This window comes from Massilia sp. KIM (assembly GCF_002007115.1).
Taxonomy (GTDB): Bacteria; Pseudomonadota; Gammaproteobacteria; order Burkholderiales; family Burkholderiaceae_D; genus Telluria.
This window is the reverse complement of record NZ_MVAD01000003.1, coordinates 330,389-347,475: the sequence shown is the minus strand read 5'-3', so window position 1 is coordinate 347,475 and position 17,087 is coordinate 330,389. Positions and strand designations below refer to the sequence as shown.

The 17,087-nt window shown below is 69.5% G+C and carries 19 protein-coding genes; 6 read left to right on the top strand and 13 right to left on the bottom strand.

Annotated elements, in window-relative coordinates; genetic code table 11:
* Positions 1-3: 3 nt before the first annotated feature.
* Entirely contained in the window at positions 4-708 is a 705-nt protein-coding gene (locus tag B0920_RS21885; RefSeq protein WP_078034797.1) for an ABC transporter ATP-binding protein, read from the bottom strand.
* 25 nt (positions 709-733) lie between these two features.
* Positions 734-2,002, bottom strand: a complete 1,269-nt coding sequence (locus tag B0920_RS21880) for an efflux RND transporter periplasmic adaptor subunit (protein WP_078034796.1) — start codon at positions 2,000-2,002, stop codon at positions 734-736.
* Positions 2,003-2,267: 265 nt separating this feature from the next.
* Between B0920_RS21880 and B0920_RS21875 the strand changes: the two genes are divergently transcribed.
* On the top strand, positions 2,268-3,845 hold the full coding sequence (locus B0920_RS21875; protein ID WP_229455877.1) for a hypothetical protein: 1,578 nt from the start codon (positions 2,268-2,270) through the stop codon (positions 3,843-3,845).
* Here the strand turns inward: B0920_RS21875 and B0920_RS21870 are convergent.
* The 11 genes from B0920_RS21870 to B0920_RS21820 form a co-directional block, all read right to left on the bottom strand.
* On the bottom strand, positions 3,815-4,126 hold the full coding sequence (locus tag B0920_RS21870; protein ID WP_078034795.1) for a gamma-butyrobetaine hydroxylase-like domain-containing protein: 312 nt from the start codon (positions 4,124-4,126) through the stop codon (positions 3,815-3,817). The genes B0920_RS21875 and B0920_RS21870 overlap by 31 nt on opposite strands.
* Entirely contained in the window at positions 4,123-5,085 is a 963-nt protein-coding gene (locus B0920_RS21865) for a HEAT repeat domain-containing protein (protein ID WP_078034794.1), read from the bottom strand. The genes B0920_RS21870 and B0920_RS21865 overlap by 4 nt, the downstream gene beginning before the upstream one ends.
* 10 nt (positions 5,086-5,095) lie before the next feature.
* Positions 5,096-5,965: an ABC transporter ATP-binding protein gene (locus tag B0920_RS21860; protein WP_078034793.1), complete on the bottom strand. Its 870-nt coding sequence runs from the start codon at positions 5,963-5,965 to the stop codon at positions 5,096-5,098.
* The gene (locus tag B0920_RS21855; RefSeq protein WP_078034792.1) at positions 5,962-6,783 is read right to left on the bottom strand and encodes an ABC transporter permease; all 822 of its coding nucleotides are present in this window, start codon (positions 6,781-6,783) and stop codon (positions 5,962-5,964) included. The genes B0920_RS21860 and B0920_RS21855 overlap by 4 nt, the downstream gene beginning before the upstream one ends.
* 18 nt (positions 6,784-6,801) lie before the next feature.
* Positions 6,802-8,202, bottom strand: coding sequence for an ABC transporter substrate-binding protein (locus tag B0920_RS21850; protein ID WP_078034791.1), 1,401 nt, complete (start codon positions 8,200-8,202; stop codon positions 6,802-6,804).
* A gap of 30 nt (positions 8,203-8,232) precedes the next feature.
* On the bottom strand, positions 8,233-8,466 hold the full coding sequence (locus B0920_RS21845) for a ferredoxin family protein (protein WP_078034790.1): 234 nt from the start codon (positions 8,464-8,466) through the stop codon (positions 8,233-8,235).
* Between the two features lie 8 nt (positions 8,467-8,474).
* The gene (locus B0920_RS21840) at positions 8,475-10,226 is read right to left on the bottom strand and encodes a fumarate reductase/succinate dehydrogenase flavoprotein subunit (protein ID WP_078034789.1); all 1,752 of its coding nucleotides are present in this window, start codon (positions 10,224-10,226) and stop codon (positions 8,475-8,477) included.
* A gap of 1 nt (position 10,227) precedes the next feature.
* Positions 10,228-10,989 carry a GntR family transcriptional regulator gene (locus tag B0920_RS21835; RefSeq protein WP_078034788.1) on the bottom strand — a complete coding sequence of 254 codons (762 nt, stop codon included), beginning with the start codon at positions 10,987-10,989 and terminating at the stop codon, positions 10,228-10,230.
* A gap of 168 nt (positions 10,990-11,157) precedes the next feature.
* The gene (locus B0920_RS26335) at positions 11,158-11,922 is read right to left on the bottom strand and encodes a PEP-CTERM sorting domain-containing protein (RefSeq protein ID WP_078034787.1); all 765 of its coding nucleotides are present in this window, start codon (positions 11,920-11,922) and stop codon (positions 11,158-11,160) included.
* 18 nt (positions 11,923-11,940) lie between these two features.
* Positions 11,941-12,693 (bottom strand): PEP-CTERM sorting domain-containing protein, encoded by a 753-nt coding sequence (locus B0920_RS21825; RefSeq protein WP_078034786.1) that lies wholly within the window; start codon positions 12,691-12,693, stop codon positions 11,941-11,943.
* A gap of 109 nt (positions 12,694-12,802) precedes the next feature.
* Positions 12,803-13,375 (bottom strand): hypothetical protein, encoded by a 573-nt coding sequence (locus B0920_RS21820; protein ID WP_078034785.1) that lies wholly within the window; start codon positions 13,373-13,375, stop codon positions 12,803-12,805.
* 137 nt (positions 13,376-13,512) lie between these two features.
* Here B0920_RS21820 and B0920_RS21815 point away from each other — a divergent pair, with 137 nt between their 5' ends.
* Genes B0920_RS21815 through B0920_RS21795 form a run of 5 tightly spaced genes read left to right on the top strand, consistent with a single transcriptional unit; the run spans position 13,513 to position 17,069 of the window.
* Positions 13,513-14,553, top strand: coding sequence for an ABC transporter substrate-binding protein (locus B0920_RS21815; RefSeq protein WP_078034944.1), 1,041 nt, complete (start codon positions 13,513-13,515; stop codon positions 14,551-14,553).
* Positions 14,550-15,131, top strand: a complete 582-nt coding sequence (locus tag B0920_RS21810; RefSeq protein ID WP_078034784.1) for an SCO family protein — start codon at positions 14,550-14,552, stop codon at positions 15,129-15,131. Before B0920_RS21815 ends, B0920_RS21810 begins: the two co-directional genes overlap by 4 nt.
* Entirely contained in the window at positions 15,128-15,553 is a 426-nt protein-coding gene (locus B0920_RS21805) for a hypothetical protein (RefSeq protein WP_078034783.1), read from the top strand. Before B0920_RS21810 ends, B0920_RS21805 begins: the two co-directional genes overlap by 4 nt.
* Before the next feature lie 21 nt (positions 15,554-15,574).
* Positions 15,575-16,333, top strand: a complete 759-nt coding sequence (locus B0920_RS21800) for an ABC transporter permease (RefSeq protein WP_078034782.1) — start codon at positions 15,575-15,577, stop codon at positions 16,331-16,333.
* Positions 16,323-17,069, top strand: a complete 747-nt coding sequence (locus B0920_RS21795) for an ABC transporter ATP-binding protein (RefSeq protein ID WP_078034781.1) — start codon at positions 16,323-16,325, stop codon at positions 17,067-17,069. The genes B0920_RS21800 and B0920_RS21795 overlap by 11 nt, the downstream gene beginning before the upstream one ends.
* Positions 17,070-17,087 lie beyond the last annotated feature (18 nt).

Here is a 17,087-nt window from a genome sequence, read left to right as displayed (position 1 = left end):
TCCTCAGGCGGTGGCCTTGTCGACCAGGGTCGGGCCGCGGCGCACCAGGTCCGAGACCTGGCCGTCGATGATGTGGACGTTGCGGTGGGTGCGCACCGCCAGTTCCGGGTCGTGGGTCACCATCAGGATGGTGGTGCCGGCCGCGTTGATCTCTTCCAGCAACTCCATCACGCCGCGCGCCATCTGGGTGTCCAGGTTGCCGGTCGGCTCGTCGGCCAGCAGCAGCTTGGGCGAACCGGCCAGGGCGCGCGCGATCGCCACGCGCTGCTGCTGGCCGCCAGACAGCTCGGCCGGGAAGTGCTTCATGCGCGAGGCCAGGCCGACCTTGGACAGCGCGTCCTCGATTCGCTCCTTGCGCTCCTTGGCGTTGAAGCCGCGGTAGCGCAGCGGCACGTCGACGTTGTCGAACAGGTTCAGGTCCGGAATCAGGTTGAAGCCCTGGAAGATGAACCCGAGCTTCTCGTTGCGCAGGCGCGAGCGGGCGGTGTCGTCCAGGCCCTTCACGTTCACGCCGTCGAGGATGTACTCGCCCGAGGTGAATTCCTCCAGCAGGCCGGCGATGTTCAGGAAGCTGGTCTTGCCCGAGCCCGAGGGACCGGTCACGGTGACGAATTCGCCCTGCTTGACTTCGATCTCGAAACCGCGCAGCGCGTGGGTCTCGATCATGTGGGTGCGGTACACCTTGCTCAGGTTGGTCATGCGCAGCATGGGGTTCTCCTTGTTCGGACGGTTCTTAGCGGTTGATCGATACGCGTGCGGCGTTGTTGAAGCTGTCGGTGCCGGCGATGACGACCTTGTCTCCGGGTTTCAGGCCCGAGATGATCTCCACCGACGAGATGCTGGTCGCTCCCAGCTGGATCGGGGTGCGCACGGCCACGCCGTCCTGCACCACGTAGGCGTGGCGCCCGCCCTCGCTCTCGACGAAGGGGCCGCGCGGCAGCATCACCACGTTCGCCTTTTCCTCGATCAGGAGGCGCGCGCTCACGCGCTGGCTCTGGCGCAGGCCCCTGGGCTGCTCGCCGTCGAAGCGCACCCGCGCCAGCACCTGGTTCTTGACCACTTCCGGCGACAGGGCCGAGAGCTTGCCGGTGGCCTTCCCGCTGGGCAGGGTGATCTCGGCGTTCATGCCCAGGCCGAGGTCGTTGACATAGGTTTCCGGCACTTCCAGCTCGACCTCGAGCTTGGACAGGTCGACCAGGGTCATGAGCGGGGCGTTGGCGGCCACCACCATCCGGTTCTGGACATTGAGGGTGCCGATGAAGCCGTCCACCGGGGCGCGCACCGTGAGTTCGTCGACCCGGCGCTGGGCGTTGGCGAGCGAGAGGCGCTGGCGTTCCAGCTCGTTCTGCTTCGTTCTAAGGGCGAGCTGGACGTCGTCGCCCTCGAGGTTCGCGGCCTGGGCGGCGTGGCGGGCGCGGATCTCGGCCGAGTTGAGCGCGTCCTTGGCCTTCTGGTAGTCGATCTTGGCGATGACGCCGACCTGGGCCACGCTCTCGTAGCGTTCCAGGGTGCGCTGGGCCGACAGGCGTTCGATCTCGGCGGTGTCGGCTTCGCGCTGGGCCAGCAGCTTCTGCTTGCGCGACAGGATCTGCTGGCGCGCCACCTCGGCCTTGAGCTGCTCGTAGCTCGAGGTCTCGCGCTTGAGTTCATCGGTCAGGTCGGGCGACTCCAGCACGGCCAGCACGTCGCCCTTCCTGACGGTGTCGCCGGCGGCGACCTTCAGGTTGACGGTGGCGGGCGCGGTGGCGTACAGGGTGGGGCTGACGGCGGCGACCACGCGGCCGTTGACCGAGGCGTCGCGCACCAGGGTGCCGCGGCCGACTTCCGCGATGCGCAGGCGCGACTCGGACACCGAGTGTTCGCTGCTGTTCCAGGCGGACAGCAGCAGGGCGCTGAGGACGACGACGGCGGCGGCCGCGCCGCCGATCAGGGCGCGGCGCTTGAACTTCTGCGCCGGCAGCGGGGCGATGACGGCGTCTTGGTGGGAGGTGTCTCGGATCATGATGACATCGGGTTGCAAGGTATGGCCGGTCTGTTGCACGAACCGTGCCAATCAGTTAAGTCATTGATTCGATTGGAAACGCTGCGCTCGCGTCCGCTGTCCGCTGTGTCCGTAAAGACGGCCCCGGACAGCGGACGGACAGCGCGCCCCACCCATGGAGGGTAATTGCGCTGCGGCGGGGTGTTCAATCTTGCAAGTCCGTGGCATCGTCCGCATCTCGGTCGCGCACCCGGCGCGGCCGGACCCGTTTGGGAAGGATGCTTCTTTGTCGCTGTTCGACCATCTGCAGGACCTGTGGCGCCGCCTGGCCGGCGCCGGCGTTCAAGAGCCGCCCGCCTGCTTCTTCACCCCGGACGAGGTCGGACGCCTGTACCGGACCGGCGCGCCGGAAAGCAGCGGGATCGACGACCAGACCTGGAAAGACCTGCTGCTCGGCGACTACGAGGCGCGCCTGGCCGAGGGCGTGAGCATCTTCGGGCGCCAGGCGCTGCACCGGCGCCTGCGCGCGGGGATGGAGGACGCCGGCTGCGCCGTCCAGCGCGAGCGGCTGCAGGCGCTCATGGACGACCTGGCCGCGCTGGAGGCGCTGCGCCAGGACCTGCGCGTGCTGCGCCATGCGGACGCCGAGGTGGCCGGGCTGCTGTTCGAGCCTACCCCGGTCCGCGTGCCCATGTGGGCGCGCTGGCTATGGGTGCTGCCCCTCGCGCTGCTGCTGGCGCTGGCCGCCACGATCACGCAGCCGCTGGGCTGGATCGCGCCGCTGGCCGTGCTCGCGCCCTTGATGGCCCTGCAGATCCATTACCACCGGCGGATCGAGGCCTGGAGCGGGTCGCTCAAGGCGATCAATGCCCTGCTGGCGTCCGCCACCGCATTGGGCGGGAAGGACGGACCCTTGCGCGAGGCCTTCGCCGGACTGGCGGCGCCGGCGCGTCGCCTCCACCTGCGCCTGGGACGCTCGCTCCTGCTGCGCAGGATCCCGGGCGGCCGCCAGTACGCCGACTGGTTCGGGGCGGCCAACCTCGGCCACTACTTCAAGACCGCGCGCATGGTGGACGCCGAGCGCGCCCTGCTGCGCGCTTGCTACCTGGCCTGCGCCGAACTGGAAGCCGACCTGGCCCTGGCGCGGCACCTGCTGGCCAGCCCGCGCTGGTGCTGGGCCGGCCGCGGCGGGCCGCGCAAGATGGTGCTGGAAGAGGGCGTGCATCCGCTGATGCACCAGCCGGCCGCCCTGTCCGTGCAGCTCGAGGGCCGCGGCGCCTTCGTGTCGGGCCAGAACGCGTCGGGCAAGAGCACCTTCCTGCGCATGGTCGGCCTCAACCTGGTGGCGGCGCGCGCCTTCGGTTTCTGCTACGCGGCGCGGGCCTGCCTGCCGGCCCTGCCGGTACGGGCCAGCATGCAGAACGAGGACTCGCTGTTGGGGGGCGAGAGCCTCTACATGGCCGAGCTGCGGCGCGCGCGCGAGCTGCTCGAGGCCAGCCGCGATGCGCCCGGGATCTGCCTGATCGACGAGGTGTTCCGGGGCACCAACCACCTGGAGTCGGTGTCGGCGGCCGCCGCCGTGCTGGAGCAGCTGGCCGGGCGCGAGCTGGTGCTGGTGTCCTCGCACAACCTGGTGCTGGCCTCGCTGTTGCGCGAGCACCTGGACGCCTTCACCATCGGCAGCGAGCAGGGCCGGCCGGCGCTGAAGGAAGGCGTTCTGAGAAATCCGAACGGCATCGCCTTGCTGGCCACCCAGGGTTTCGGGCCGGAGATCGAGGAGAAGGCGGCGCAGGTGGCGCGCTGGCTGAGCGGCCACCTGGGCCAGGCCGCGGTTCAGCCCAGCATGTCGGCGACGCCGGCTTGATCCGCCTGGGCCAGCAGGGTGTAGGGATAGATCCCGCGCCGGTGCCCGTCCGCGAAGACCAGGTTCAGCGCATAGGCGCCGACCTGCTCGATGGCGACGATGCGCAGCTGGGCGTCCGCCGTGACGGCAAGCCCGGCGCGCCGCCGCGCCCGGCACTCCGCGCACGGGCAGGCCGCGCGCAGCCCGGCATGGGTCCAGCGCACCGAACTGCCGTCCACCCAGTCGAGCGCCAGCACGCCGCTGGCGGCGTGGTTCTCTATCCTCGAAGGCGCCACGCTCATGCCGTTTCCCCGATCTGCCGGATCGCCAGCCTGACCGACTTGCGCACCTCGGGGTCGGGATCGTCGGCGCTGGCATGCAGGGCGTCCAGCGCGGCGGGGGAGCCGATCTCGCCCAGCGCCAGCGCCGCTTCCTTGCGCAGGTTGCTGATCGTATGCGTCAGGGTGGCCAGCAGGCCGGCCAGCGCCTCCCTGCTGCGCAGGCGTCCCAGGCTGCGCGCCGCGCGCAGCCTGACCTGCCAGTAGGGGTCCTCGAGCGCGGCGATCAGGGCGCCGGTGGCCTCGGTCAGGCGCAGCTTGCCGAGCGTGGTGGCCGCCTCCTCGCGCACCTGCCAGGCCTGGTCGTCCAGGGCCGCCAGCAGCGCCGGCAGCACCGCCGGCGTGTCCGCGTAACCGAGCGCCCCGGCCGCCGCGCGCCGCACCTCGGCGGCCGGGTCGTGGGCGGCGATGCGGGTCAGGGCGGGCAGGGCCTCGGGCTGCTTCAGGTAGCCGAGCACCGCCACCGCCTCGCGCCGCACGCTGGCGTCCAGGTCGTCCAGCGCGCCGAGCGCCGGCGCGAAGCTGGCCGCCACCCTCAGCTCGCGCACGCCGCGCAGGGCGGCGGCGCGCACGAAGCTGTCGCTGCTGCCGATGTAGTCCACCAGGGCGGCCGCCGAGGCCGGCTGCTTGAGTTCGGACAGGCTCTGGGCGGCCGCTGCGCGCACCGCCTCGTCCGGGTCGGACAGGCGGCGCGCCAGCGCCTGCACGGTGGCGGGCGCCTCGAAAGCCTCCAGCGCGCGCGCCGCTTCGGCCCGCACCAGGGGCGCGGCGTCGTCCAGGGCCGCCAGCAGCAGGGGCACATGGGCGTCGCCGTCGAGGTCGGCCAGGTCGAGCACCGCGATGCGGCGCACGGTGGCGTCGAGGTCGCGCAGGCGCGGGAGGATGGCGGCGATGTCCGGGTCGTCTTGCAGGTCGATGGTCACGAAATAATCCTTATGCGTCGGGATGGGCCGCCGTCTGCGGGCCGAGGGGGCTGAGCCTGGCCAGCGGCACGATGCTCGCCTGCGGGTGCAGCAGCGACAGGCAGTGGCGCTTGAGTTGGGTGAAGTGGGGCGAGGTCATGAGGCTGGGGTCGCGCGGACGCGCGAAGTCGAGTCGGATCTCGTCGATGATGCGGCCCGGACGCGGGCTCATGACCAGGATGCGGTCGGCCAGGAACAGGGCCTCGTCGATGTCGTGGGTGATGAAGACCACCGTGGTCCGCACCCGCGCCCAGACTTCCAGCAGCAGCTCCTGCATCTTGAGCCGGGTTTGGGCGTCGAGCGCGCCGAAGGGTTCGTCCATCAGCATCACGCGCGGCTGGTTGATCAGCACGCGCGCGATTTCCACGCGCTGCTGCATGCCGCCCGAGAGCTGGATCGGATAGCGGTCCTCGAAGCCTTCCAGGCCGACCAGTTGCAGCAGTTCGCGCGCCCGCGCCTGGCGTTCGCGCCGTCCCACGCCCTGCATCTTGAGGCCGAAGGCGACGTTGTCGAGCACCCGCTTCCAGGGGAACAGGGTGTGCTGCTGGAACACCAGGCCGCGGTCCGGGTGGGGCCCGGCCACCGCCTCGCCGTCGACCCGGATCGCGCCGCGGCTGGCCTGCCAGTGCCCGGCCAGGGCCCCCAGCAGGGTCGACTTGCCGCAGCCCGAGGGGCCGAGCACGCACACGAATTCGCTGGGAGCGATCGACAGCGACACGTCCTGCACGGCGTCGAAGGCCTGGCGGCCCTCGCCCAGGCGGATCGAGAGGCCGTCGATCTCGATCCCGCCCAGGGTTTGCCCGGCCAGGCGGCGGCGTTCCAGTGTGGAGGTCTGGTTCATCGCTTCTTCCTTTGCATGAGATACCAGGGCAGGAACAGGTTGCCGATCTTCTTGACCAGCACGCTGCTGCCCATGCCGATCACGCCGATGAACAGCATGCCGACCACGATTTCCGGATAGTTCTGGACGGTGTACGAGGCCCAGGTGTAGTAGCCGATTCCGAACTGGCCCGAGATCATCTCGGCCGTCACCAGGCAGAACCAGGCCGTGCCCATGCCGATCGACAGGCCGGTGACGATGCTGGGCGCGGCGGCCGGCAGGATCACTTCGGTGAAGATGGTCCAGCGCCCCGCGCCCAGGCTGCGCGAGGAGGCGATCAGGCGCGGATCGACCCCTTCGACGCCGTGGATGGTGTTGAGCAGGATCGGGAACAGGGCGCCGATGAAGGTGATGTAGACCATCGACATCTCGGACGAGGGGAACATCAGGATCGCGAGCGGGATCCAGGCGACCGCCGGAATCGGGCGCAGCACCTCGAGCGGCGGCAGCAGCAGGTCTTCCAGCAGGCGCGAGCGGCCGATGACCAGGCCGAGGGCGACGCCGGCCACGGTGGCGCCGGCGAAGCCGGCGAACACGCGGTAGACGCTGGCCTTCAGGTGCTGCTCCAGCTTGGGCGATTCGAGCAGGCCGGCGGCCGCCTCGAGCACCTCGCGCGGCGAAGGCACGTTCTGGAAGCTGACCAGGCCCAGGTCGAGGCGCCGCGAGGAGGCCCATTGCCAGGCCAGCACGCAGGCCGCGACCGACAGCATGCGCAGCAGGATGCGTCCGAGCCGGCGCAGCGCGGCGGGGTCGAACGGGGAGGAGGTGATCGCTTCCATGACGGCTCCGGTGCGGGATCAGGCGGACTGGCCGCCCTTGAGGGTGTCGTAGTCGACGACCTTGCCCTGGACCTTGCGGGCGTGGGCCTCGGCGTCGGCTTTCAGCAGGAAGGCGCTGATCTCCTTGCCCTTGACCACGAACCAGGCGTCGCCCGCCAGCAGCTTGAGACCGCTGTCCTGGTCGTGGGCGTACATGGTGCGCAGCTTCTTGCCGGCGGCCTCCAGCTTGCGCAGCTCGGCGAAGGCGGCGTCCGCGCTGGCGTAGTGGCGCACCAGCGGCTCGCCCTGGACCCAGAGCTGGGTCAGGCGCTTGAGGTCCGTGATCGGCTTGCCGCTGGCCGCGTCCCTGGCCTTGAGCGGCAGCTTGTCGTAGTTCTTCAGCTGGCGCTCGTAGTCCAGGCCGGCCTGCTTGTAGGCGGCGCGGATATAGCTGTCGTCGATGAAGCTGTTTACGTCGAGGTCGTTGTCGGTGCGCTTGAGCAGGCGCAGGGTCTCGATCGAGGTCTTGACCGCCTGGCGGTATTCCGGCTTCCAGCTGAAGTCGCGCGTCTGCAGGCCGAGGGGGCCGTGGAACAGGTAGTTCACCTCGGCCTCGATGCCGGTCACCTTGGCGATCAGCTCGCTGTATTTTTCCGGCTCGGCCGCGATCAGGCGGTCGGCCTCCAGGGCCGCGCGCAGGAAGGCGGTGACGACTTCCGGGTACTTCCTGGCGTACTCGGCGTCGACCAGGCTGCCATGCAGGGTCGGCGCCTTGGCCTGCGAGCCGTCGAAGATCTTGCGCGCGTAGCCGCGGTGCGGGAACAGCTCGGCGAAGGGCACGAAGTCGGCGTGGGCCTCGATCTTGTTGCTCTGCAGGGCGGAGCCGGCGACTTCCGGCGCCTGGGTAGTGATGTTGACGTCGCGTTCCGGGTCCCAGCCCTGAGCCTTCACCGCGCGCAGCAGCATGCCGTGGGCGGTGGAGGCGAAGGGCACCGAAATGGTCTTGCCCTTGAGCTCAGCCAGCGACTGCACGTTCGATGCCTTGGGCACCACGATGCCGTTGCCCGAGCCCAGGGTGCTGCCCGACAGCACGGTGATGAAGATGCTCTTCTTGCCGGCCTTGGCGTGGGCCGCGCCGTTGAAGGAGCCGGGGAAGTCGGCCATCGAGCCGATGTCCAGCTTGCCGGCCACCATTTCGTTGGTGAGCGGCGCGCCCGAGGTGAAGTTCTTCCACTGGATGTCGTACTTGACGTCCTTGTACCTGCCCTCGCGCGGCAGGTATTTTTCGAGCAGGCCGAGCTCGCGGATCAGGAGGCCCCCGGTGGCGCAGTTGATGGTGGTGTCCTGGGTGCCGATGGCGACGCGGATGGTGTCGGCGGCCCCGGCCTGGCCGAGGGCCAGCAGCAGGGACAGGCCGATGAGGGTGTGGCGAAGCTTCACGTGGGTTCTCCTTGTGGTCTTTCAGGTTGGTCAGCGCAGCAGGTAAGGGATGTCGACGTGCACGGCCCCGGTCGGGCAATCCTTCTCGCAGGGCATGCAGTACCAGCATTCGTCGAACTTCATGTAGGCCTTGCCCTTGCTCAGGTCGATGGCCAGGACGTCGAGCGGGCAGACGTCGACGCAGACCGTGCAGCCCTTGTGGGCGATGCACTTGTCCTCGTCGACGGTGACGGGAACGCTGGTTATCTGGATGGTGGTCGGCATGGCGGTCCTCAGGCGGCGATCGGTTGCGGGGTGGTGGCCGACGGCGTCCCGGCCTGCACCCGCAGCCGGTGGTAGGCGTGCTTCTCGGCCTCGATGAGCGGCACGATGTAGGGGTCGACCGGGCGCTTGAAGCAAGTCATGCGGCCGTCTTCCTTCTTGAGCTGGACGTGCACGAACCACTCGGCGTCGTTGCGCTCCGGGTAGTCGACCCGGTTGTGGTACAGGCCCCAGCGGCTTTCGGTGCGGAACAGCGAGGCGCGCGCGGCCATCTCGGCGCAGTCGCGGATCGCGTGCACTTCCATCGCCCGCATCAGCTCGTGCGGGTCGCGCGCCTGCAGGTGTTCGAGGTCCTGGCGGATCGCCTCGAAGCGCTGCAGCCCGATTTCCATCTTGCGCGTGACCTTGGGCGGCTGCAGGTAGTCGTTGACCATGCGGCGCAGCTTGTATTCCACCTGGTTGGGCGGCAGGCCGTCCTGGCGCGCGAGGGGCGCCCAGACCCGGGCGCGTTCGCGCTCGACCTGTTCCTGGTCCAGCTCGGGCAGGGCGCGCCCGGCGCACCAGCGCGCCGCGCTCTCGCCGGCCAGGCGGCCGTAGACGAAGGCGCCGAGCATGTAGTTGTGCGGCACGCAGGCCAGGTCGCCGGCCGCGTGCAGGCCGGGCACGGTGGTGCGCGCCTCTTCGTCCACCCAGACGCCGGAGGCCGAATGACCGCTGCACAGGCCGATCTCGGAGATGTGCATCTCCACCATCTGCTGGCGGTAGTCGGTGCCGCGGCCGGCGTGGAAGCGCCCGCGGCTGGGCCGCTCGTTGGTGTGCAGGATGGTCTCGATGGTCTGGATGGTTTCCTCGGCCAGGTGGTTCATCTTGAGGAAGACCGGGCCGTTGCCGCCCTGAAGCTCGTTGTAGAACTCCTGCATCATCTGGCCGCTCCAGTAGTCGCACTCGATGAAGCGCTCGCCCTTGCCGTTGGTGGTGTGGCCGCCGAAGGGGCCGGTGACGTAGGCGCAGGCGGGGCCGTTGTAGTCCTTGATGAGCGGGTTGATCTGGAAGCACTCGATGCCCGAGAGTTCGGCGCCTGCGTGGTAGGCCATGCTGTAGCCGTCGCCGGCGTTGGTGGCGTTCTCGTAGGTGCCGAACAGGTAGCCCGAGGCGGGCAGGCCGAGGCGGCCGGCGGCGCCGGTGGCCAGCACCACCGCCTTGGCGCGGATCACGTGGAAGTCGGCAGTGCGGCAGTCGAAGGCCATGGCCCCGGCCACCGCGCCGTCGGCGTCCAGCAGCAGGCGGGTGGCGACCAGGCGGTTGGTGATCTCGACCCGCGCCCGCTTCAGGCGCCGGTACAGCACCTTCTTGATGTCGTGGCCCTCCGGCATGGGCAGCACGTAGGTGCCCATGTGGTGCACCTTGCGCATCGCGTAGTCGCCGGTTTCGTCCTTCTCGAACTTGACGCCCCAGCTGTCCAGTTCCTCGATCATGGCGTAGCTGTTGCGGGCGTAGGCCATCACGGTCTTCTGGTTGACGATGCCGTCGTTGGCGATGGTGATCTCGCGCACGTACTGCTCGGGCGTGGCGAAGCCCGGCACCACCGCGTTGTTCAGGCCATCCATGCCCATCGAGATCGCGCCGCTGCGCTTGACGTTGGCCTTCTCGAGCAGCAGGACGCGCAGGGAAGGGTCGGCTTCCTTGGCCTTGGCCGCCGCCATCGGGCCGGCGGTGCCGCCGCCGATCACCAGCACGTCGACGGTTTGCACATGTGTTTCCATATCAGGTTCCTTGGGTGGAAGAAGGATGGCGGGGCAGGCGCAGCAGGTACTGGAAGGCTTCGCCGCGCACGTACAGGTATTCGAAATCGAGCGGCTCGCCGTCCGCGCTCCAGGTCAGGCGCTCGATCCGCAGCAGGGCCGCGCGCGGCGCCACCGCCAGCGAGGTGGCCAGCGCCGGGTCGGCGTTGACGGCGCCGATCTGGATGTCGGCATGGCCGAGCGCGATGCCGTAGTCGACTTCCAGGATCAGGAAGATGTCGCGCTCGGCAAGGTTTTCCGTGCGCAGGCGGCGGCCGAGGGCGGGCGGCAGGTAGGTGACTTCATACGACACCGGTTCGCGGTCGAGGAAGCGCACGCGCCGGATCTCGCACACCGGCGCGCCGACCGGCAGCCGCAGCTGGGCCGCGACCGCCGGCGTGGCCGGCAGCTCCAGCTGCGAGACGACGCGGTTGAGGATGCGGTGGCCCTTGCGCGACATCGCTTCGCCGAAGCCTTCCAGGCGGCTGAGCTCCTGGCTGGGGCGGGGGCGGGCCACGAAGGAGCCCTTGCCGGCCACCTTGACGATCAGGCCCTCGTTCTGCAGGTCGCTCAGGGCCTGGCGCACCGTGATGCGGCTGACGCCGAAGATGGCGCTGATCTCGCTTTCGGCGGGCAGGCGGGCGTCGTGCAGGTAGGTGCCGTCCAGGATGCGCTCGCGCAGGCGTTCGCGCACCTGGGAATAGAGCGGTTCGGGCGAGTGTTCGATGGCGCGGAAGGAAGTCATTCGCAAGTCTCGTGGGCCTGTCATAACAGGTGATGAACTTGCGACGATGGTATCGACGGGCCGGCGCGAAGAGAACGAATCTCTTCGCGCTAGCACATACGGAAAACGCCTGAGTCGGCCGGCGCATATCGATATGCGCCGGCTGGGAGGCAAGCCGGGCGGAGGATGTCAGCCCGGGGCAGGGGCGGCGCGCCGCCGCAGGCGCCAGCCGAGCAGTCCGGCGCCGGCCAGCAGCATGCCGGACTGCCCGGGTTCGGGCACCGGGCTGACGGTATGGCGCCAGGTGGCCGCGTCCAGGGTGCCGCCCGAGGTGAAGGAGGTGATCAGGACGCCGGTCCCCGTGTTCGCCCCCTCGCCGGGCGCCAGCGAGGCATGGAACAGGGAGCTGGACATCACCAGGTTCTGGTCGGTGGGGAAGCTGCGCTCCTGCTCGAAACGGGTGTCGTGCACCACGCCCAGGTTGCCCTTGACCGAGGTGTGCACCTCGCTGGTCGCGCTCACGCGCAGGCCGTCAGCCGCGATGCCGTAGCCGTTGGCCGAGGCGATGTCGGGGCGCGGATAGCTGGGGCCGGCCGCGGCCAGCGTGAGACGGGCGAGCAGGGCGTCGTCGACGGTCCAGGCATAGCTGCCCTCGCCGACGCGCACGCTGCCCGTCACCAGGGTGGGCCGCGCGGGATCCTGGATCGCCTCGTTGATGCTGCCGACCCAGTCCCAGGTGGACGGGTTTGGCACCAGGCCCTCGGTGTCGATCGAGATCGTGAGCGAGAAGGCCTCGCCGGCCAGCTGGGCGCCGCTGGCGCCGAACAGGCCGAGCTCGTCGATGCCGCTGGCGATGGTGCCGCTGGTGCTGAAGCTGACGGTGCCGGCCTGGGCCGGGAGGCTGGCGGCAGCCAGCGCGATGGTGGCGGCGAACAGCTTGATGCGGATGCTCATGGCGTGTCTCCCGGCGGTTCAGGCGTTGAGGAAGGGACGGCGGCGGGCCAGGCCCACCACGCCGGCCCCGAGGACGAGCATGCCCCAGGTGGCCGGCTCGGGCACCGGGCTGGCGGTCCAGACGGCGCGCGGATTGTCCGCCTGGAACCAGGTCGAGAACACTTCGGGACCGCTGGCCCCCGGGCAGCCCTCGCAGGGAATGTAGGGGATGGTGGCGTAGAACGCGAGCGCGTGGTCACGCAAGGGCGTGAGCGTGTAGTCGTCGAACACCAGGGTCTGGGCGAAGTCGGTGCCGAGCACCACGCGCGGCGTCGTGCCGTCGGTCTGGATGAAGGCGCCGGCGCCGACGTTGTAGCCGTCGAGCATGTTCTTGCCGCTGGCATCCATGCCGACCGCGTCGCGGTTGCTCGACAGGCCGGCATAGGCGCTGCCGCTGTCGATCAGCCAGGAATAAGTGCGGCCGGCGACAGTGAGGGCGCCGGTGGCGAACATCGGATTGCCGTAGCCATTGTTGCCGACCCAGTTCTCGCCGCCGGTGCGGGTGCCGGAAAGGCGGGTCAGGTCGAGGGTGATCGAGAGCGTGAACTCCGTGCCGGACAGACTGGCGTCGGGCGCGCCGAACAGGCCGATGCCGTCGTAGCCCAGCGACATCGTGCCGCTGGTGGTGAGGGTGGCGCTGGTCTGGGCCGCGCCGGGAAGCGCGAACATGGCGCCGAGGATCAGGCAAATCACGGGGAACAGACGCGGGACCACGGGTAAAGCGGGTTTCATGGCGACCTCCTGGCAGTGATGAGAATGCCAAGCTAGCACCAAGATGGTGCACGCGACAGGGCGCACGATTGCAGCAAACTGGACTGTAGCAAGTTACATACTCGGCAGTTCAACGCTGGCGGGTGACGTGGGCGTCGCGCCGCGCGCGCCAGCCGAGGCGCGCTTCGATCAGGCGCCGGTAGGGCGTGTCGATGTGGGCCGGGGTGCGGCGCAGGTAATCCTCGGCGCCGGCGCGTTCCTCGCCCGCCAGGCTGTCGAGCAGCTCCAGCACTTCGGCCGCGCTGGGCGCCCGGCCATCGCGCCCGCGGAACTTGGGCGGCAGCGCGGTCCAGACGGCGGCGTCGATGCGGCGTGCGCGCAGCCAGGCGCCGATCCGCTCGTCGGGGCCCGCCCCGTCCAGCGGCGGATAGCTGCCGATCCAGTCCGGGCGCGCCGGCGTGATTTTCTCGCGTGCGCCCAGCATGGCGCGCGCGGCCGCCAGATCGGCCGCCGCCAGGTAGGCCCAATAGGTCGGCGCGAGCGGGCGGCCTTCGCACAGCACCAGCGCCAGTTCCGGGCTGTCGTCGCTGTCGCGCGCGAATTCGAGCGGCAGGCGCGGACCGCCGGGGTGCCAGCCGGAGGCCAGCTTGAGCGGGCCGGGCTTCCACAGCAGCGAACCCCAGGCGATGCAGACGATGTTCATGGCGCGGACCGGAAGAAGGGACGCCGCCAGTCTAGCCCGCCCCGCCGAAGCGGAGAGCACGCCAGCGCCGCGGCCGGTATGTACACGGCGGGCTGGCTCTAGAGTACAATCCGGCAACGTTTTGGATGCGCCCGACCATGACCCTGCCTCAGTCCAGCCTCTTCGATCTACAGCGCCGCCTGGTGCTCAAGCGCGCGCTGGCCGCCGCCGCGCCGCTGGCCCTGCCGCCGCTGGCCCAGGGCGCGGCGCCGAAGCCGCTGGTGGTGGGCGGCCTGCCGGTCACCTGCAACCTGACCCTGCCGATCGCCTGCATGGGCCGCACCCGCGCCAACGAGGCCAGGGGCCTGGGGCCGGCGCCCTTCGCCTACGCCAAGTTCAGCGGCTGGCCAGAGGTGAAGGAGTCCCTGATGACCGGCCGTATCCAGGCCGCCTACATGCTGGCGCCGCTGGTGATGGACCTGGTCGACAGCCGCATCCCGCTCAAGATCGTCTCGCTCGGCCACCGCTCGGGCGCGGTGATCATGGTGCGCACCGATTCGCCGGCCCGCACCTTCCGCGACCTGCGCGGCAAGAGCATCGCCATCCCCAGCCGCTTCGCGGTCGACTTCCTGTTCCTGCGCAAGATGCTGGCGCGCGCCGGCATGTCGCCCAAGGACATCACCCTGATCGAGATGGCGCCGCCCGACATGCCGGCCGCGCTGTACGCGAAGGCGGTGGACGCCTATTGCACCGGCGAGCCCTTCGGCGCGGCGGCCCAGCGCGCCGGCTATGCGCGCCCGCTGGCCATGACGCGCGACGAGTGGCGCAACTACATCTGCTGCGTGCTGACCGTGCGCGAAGACCTGATCCGGACCGACCGGCCGCTGGTACAAGACCTGGTCAACCACATCCAGTCCGCCGGCGACTGGCTCGACCAGGGGCCAGCCAACCGCGACAAGGCGGCCCACATCGCCGCCGCCAAGACCTTCTTCGGGCAGGACCCGAAGATCATCAAGTTCGTGATGGACAATCCCGAAGACCGCGTCACCTACGGCGACCTGCGCATGATCCGCAGCGAGTTCGACGAGCTGATGCAGCTCTCGGTCGAAGCGGGCACCCTCAAGCGCCCGGTGGCTTACGAGCGCTACGTCGACGAGAGCTTCTACAGGAACATCAAACCGGTGCCCATCCCGCTGTGAAACGACACCTGCTTTCCCTGCTGCTGTGCGCCAGCCTCGCCCCCTTCGCCGTCCAGGCGCAAGCACTCAAGGCCGGCACCTTCGACCCGCCGCGCGCCGCGCCCGAGATCGCGCTGCCTGCGTCGACCGGCAAGCCCTTCACCCTCTCCAGCCTGCGCGGCAAGGTGGTGGTGCTGGAATTCGGCTACACCTCCTGCCCCTACGTGTGTCCGGTGTCGCTGGCTTCGCTGGCCCAGGCGCGCACCCTGCTGGGCGCGGCGGCGGCCGAGGTCCAGGTGCTGTTCGTCACCGTCGACCCGGAGCGCGACACCACCGCCCACCTGCGTGACTACCTCGGCAAGTTCGACAAGAGCTTCATCGGCGTCAGCGGCAGTCCGGCCCAGATCCAGGCCGTGCTGAAGGACTACGGCATCAGCGTGACCAGGCAGGCGATGGAAAAGCAGGGCGAGTACCAGCTCGGCCACTCGTCCTACCTGTACTTCGTCGACCGGCGCGGCATGCTGCGCGCGCTGATGCCCTTCGGCCGCCCGGCCGCCGACATCGCGCACGACCTCGCGATCCTGCTCAAGCAGAAATGAAGATGCTGCGCCGCTACTGGCCCGCGTGGCTCCTGCTCGCCTGCGCCGCCGCCGCCCTGGCCTGGGCCATGTTCGCCCCGATCAGCGTAGGGAGCCGCGACGAGCTGTTCGAGATCCCGCCCGGCACCTGGGAACGCCGCATGGCGGGCGACAAGCGCGACATCCTGCCGTCCACCATCCGCCTGACCCTGGGCGTGAAGGACCGCCTGCTGCTGCGTAACCGCGACAAGGTGCCGCAGATCTTCGGACCGGTCCTGATCATGCCGGGACAGGACTTCCGCCTGCCTTTCGAGACCGTCTCGGAAAACGAATTCAACTGCACCGCGCACAGCAGCGGGTCGATGAAGGTGATCGTCGACCCGTATCCGGCGCCGGGCCTGGCGCGCCTTCGCTGGCGCATCGCGGCCTGGCGCGCGGACTGAGCGCCCATCGACGAGGAACCCGTGGAGAAACTCAAAACCAGTTGGACCGCGCTGCTCTTGATACTGGCCCTGATCGGCCTGTGGCACGCGGCGGTCCTGCACAGCGGCAGCCTGATCTTCCCGAGCCCGGCCCAGGTGCTGGCCGGCACCGCCGAGCTGGCGCGCGACGGCACCCTGTGGAAGCACATCGGCGCATCCCTGATGCGGGTGACGACCGGCTTCCTGCTGGCGGTGCTGGTGGCGGTGCCGACCGGGCTGTGGATGGGCAGGGTGGACCGCGTCTACCACACCCTCAATCCGGTGTTCCAGATCCTGCGCCCGATCTCGCCGATCGCCTGGATCCCGCTGGCCATCCTGTGGTTCGGCGTGGGCGACGTGGCGCCGGTGTTCCTGATCTTCCTGGCCGCCGTGTTCCCGATGATCGTGCAGACCGCCAACGGCGTGCACACCATCGAGCAGCGCTACCTGCACGCGGCCATGAACTTCGGCGTGTCGCGTCAGAAGATGTTCCACCAGGTGATCGTGCCGGCGGTGCTGCCCGACATCGTGGTGGGCATGCGCATCGGCCTGGGCGTGGCCTGGCTGGTGGTGGTGGCGGCCGAGATGATCGTGCGTAACTCGGGCCTGGGCTACCTGATCATCGACGCGCGCAACGCGGGCAACCGCTACGACCTGGTGGTGGCCGGCATGGTCATCATCGGCATCATCGGCCTGCTGCTGGACGCGCTGATGCGCAGGCTGGAAGGACTCAATTCCGTGAGGTGGCGTTATGGCCGTTAAGATCGTCATCGACGATTTACGCAAGAGCTTCGCCAAGGACGGCGTCGCGCTGCCGGTGGTGGGCGGCATCAGCCTGGAGATCGAGGACGGTGAGTTCGTCGCCATCGTCGGCCCTTCGGGCTGCGGCAAGTCGACCCTGATGAAGCTGATCTCGGGCTTCGAGCGGCCGGATGCCGGCGGCGTGCGCATCGACGGCGAGCCGCTGCTGCGCCCGGGGCCGAAGGGCATCGTGATCTCCCAGCACGGTTCGGTCTTCCCCTGGCTGACGGTGCAGGAAAACCTGATGTTTGGCCTGAACGAGGGCGTGCGCGCCCAGAAGGCGCGGCTGGCCGACCACTACGCCGAGATGGTGGGGCTGAAGGGCTTCGAGAACGCCTATCCGCGCGAACTCTCGGGCGGCATGCTCAAGCGCGTGGAAATCGCGCGTGCGCTGGTGGTCAAGCCCGAGATCCTGTACATGGACGAACCCTTCTCGGCCCTGGACGCCCTGATGAACCTGAAGATGCGCAACGAGCTGCTGCGCATCCTGCAGGAAGAGCGCCATACCGTGGTCCTGATCACCCACGACGTCGAGGAGGCCCTCTACCTGGCCGACCGCATCGTGGTGCTGTCGCCGCGGCCGGCCACGGTCAAGGCCAGCTTCAGCTTGACCCAGCCGCACCCGCGCAAGGTGTCGAGCCCCGAGCTGCAGCAGATGAAGGATGCGATCCTCGCCGAGCTCGGGCTGACGGTCTAGCCGCGCGATCTCCTGCGC

Bases quoted from the DNA above. Each gene is read 5' to 3' on its own strand.
- B0920_RS21860 (WP_078034793.1), bottom strand. From the start codon at position 5,965: ATGAACCAGACCTCCACACTGGAACGCCGCCGCCTGGCCGGGCAAACC.
- B0920_RS21805 (WP_078034783.1), top strand. From the start codon at position 15,128: ATGAAGATGCTGCGCCGCTACTGGCCCGCGTGGCTCCTGCTCGCCTGC.
- B0920_RS26335 (WP_078034787.1), bottom strand. From the start codon at position 11,922: ATGAGCATCCGCATCAAGCTGTTCGCCGCCACCATCGCGCTGGCTGCC.
- B0920_RS21880 (WP_078034796.1), bottom strand. From the start codon at position 2,002: ATGATCCGAGACACCTCCCACCAAGACGCCGTCATCGCCCCGCTGCCG.
- B0920_RS21840 (WP_078034789.1), bottom strand. From the start codon at position 10,226: ATGGAAACACATGTGCAAACCGTCGACGTGCTGGTGATCGGCGGCGGC.
- B0920_RS21825 (WP_078034786.1), bottom strand. From the start codon at position 12,693: ATGAAACCCGCTTTACCCGTGGTCCCGCGTCTGTTCCCCGTGATTTGC.
- B0920_RS21845 (WP_078034790.1), bottom strand. From the start codon at position 8,466: ATGCCGACCACCATCCAGATAACCAGCGTTCCCGTCACCGTCGACGAG.
- B0920_RS21815 (WP_078034944.1), top strand. From the start codon at position 13,513: ATGACCCTGCCTCAGTCCAGCCTCTTCGATCTACAGCGCCGCCTGGTG.
- B0920_RS21820 (WP_078034785.1), bottom strand. From the start codon at position 13,375: ATGAACATCGTCTGCATCGCCTGGGGTTCGCTGCTGTGGAAGCCCGGC.
- B0920_RS21855 (WP_078034792.1), bottom strand. From the start codon at position 6,783: ATGGAAGCGATCACCTCCTCCCCGTTCGACCCCGCCGCGCTGCGCCGG.
- B0920_RS21870 (WP_078034795.1), bottom strand. From the start codon at position 4,126: ATGAGCGTGGCGCCTTCGAGGATAGAGAACCACGCCGCCAGCGGCGTG.
- B0920_RS21795 (WP_078034781.1), top strand. From the start codon at position 16,323: ATGGCCGTTAAGATCGTCATCGACGATTTACGCAAGAGCTTCGCCAAG.
- B0920_RS21885 (WP_078034797.1), bottom strand. From the start codon at position 708: ATGCTGCGCATGACCAACCTGAGCAAGGTGTACCGCACCCACATGATC.
- B0920_RS21835 (WP_078034788.1), bottom strand. From the start codon at position 10,989: ATGACTTCCTTCCGCGCCATCGAACACTCGCCCGAACCGCTCTATTCC.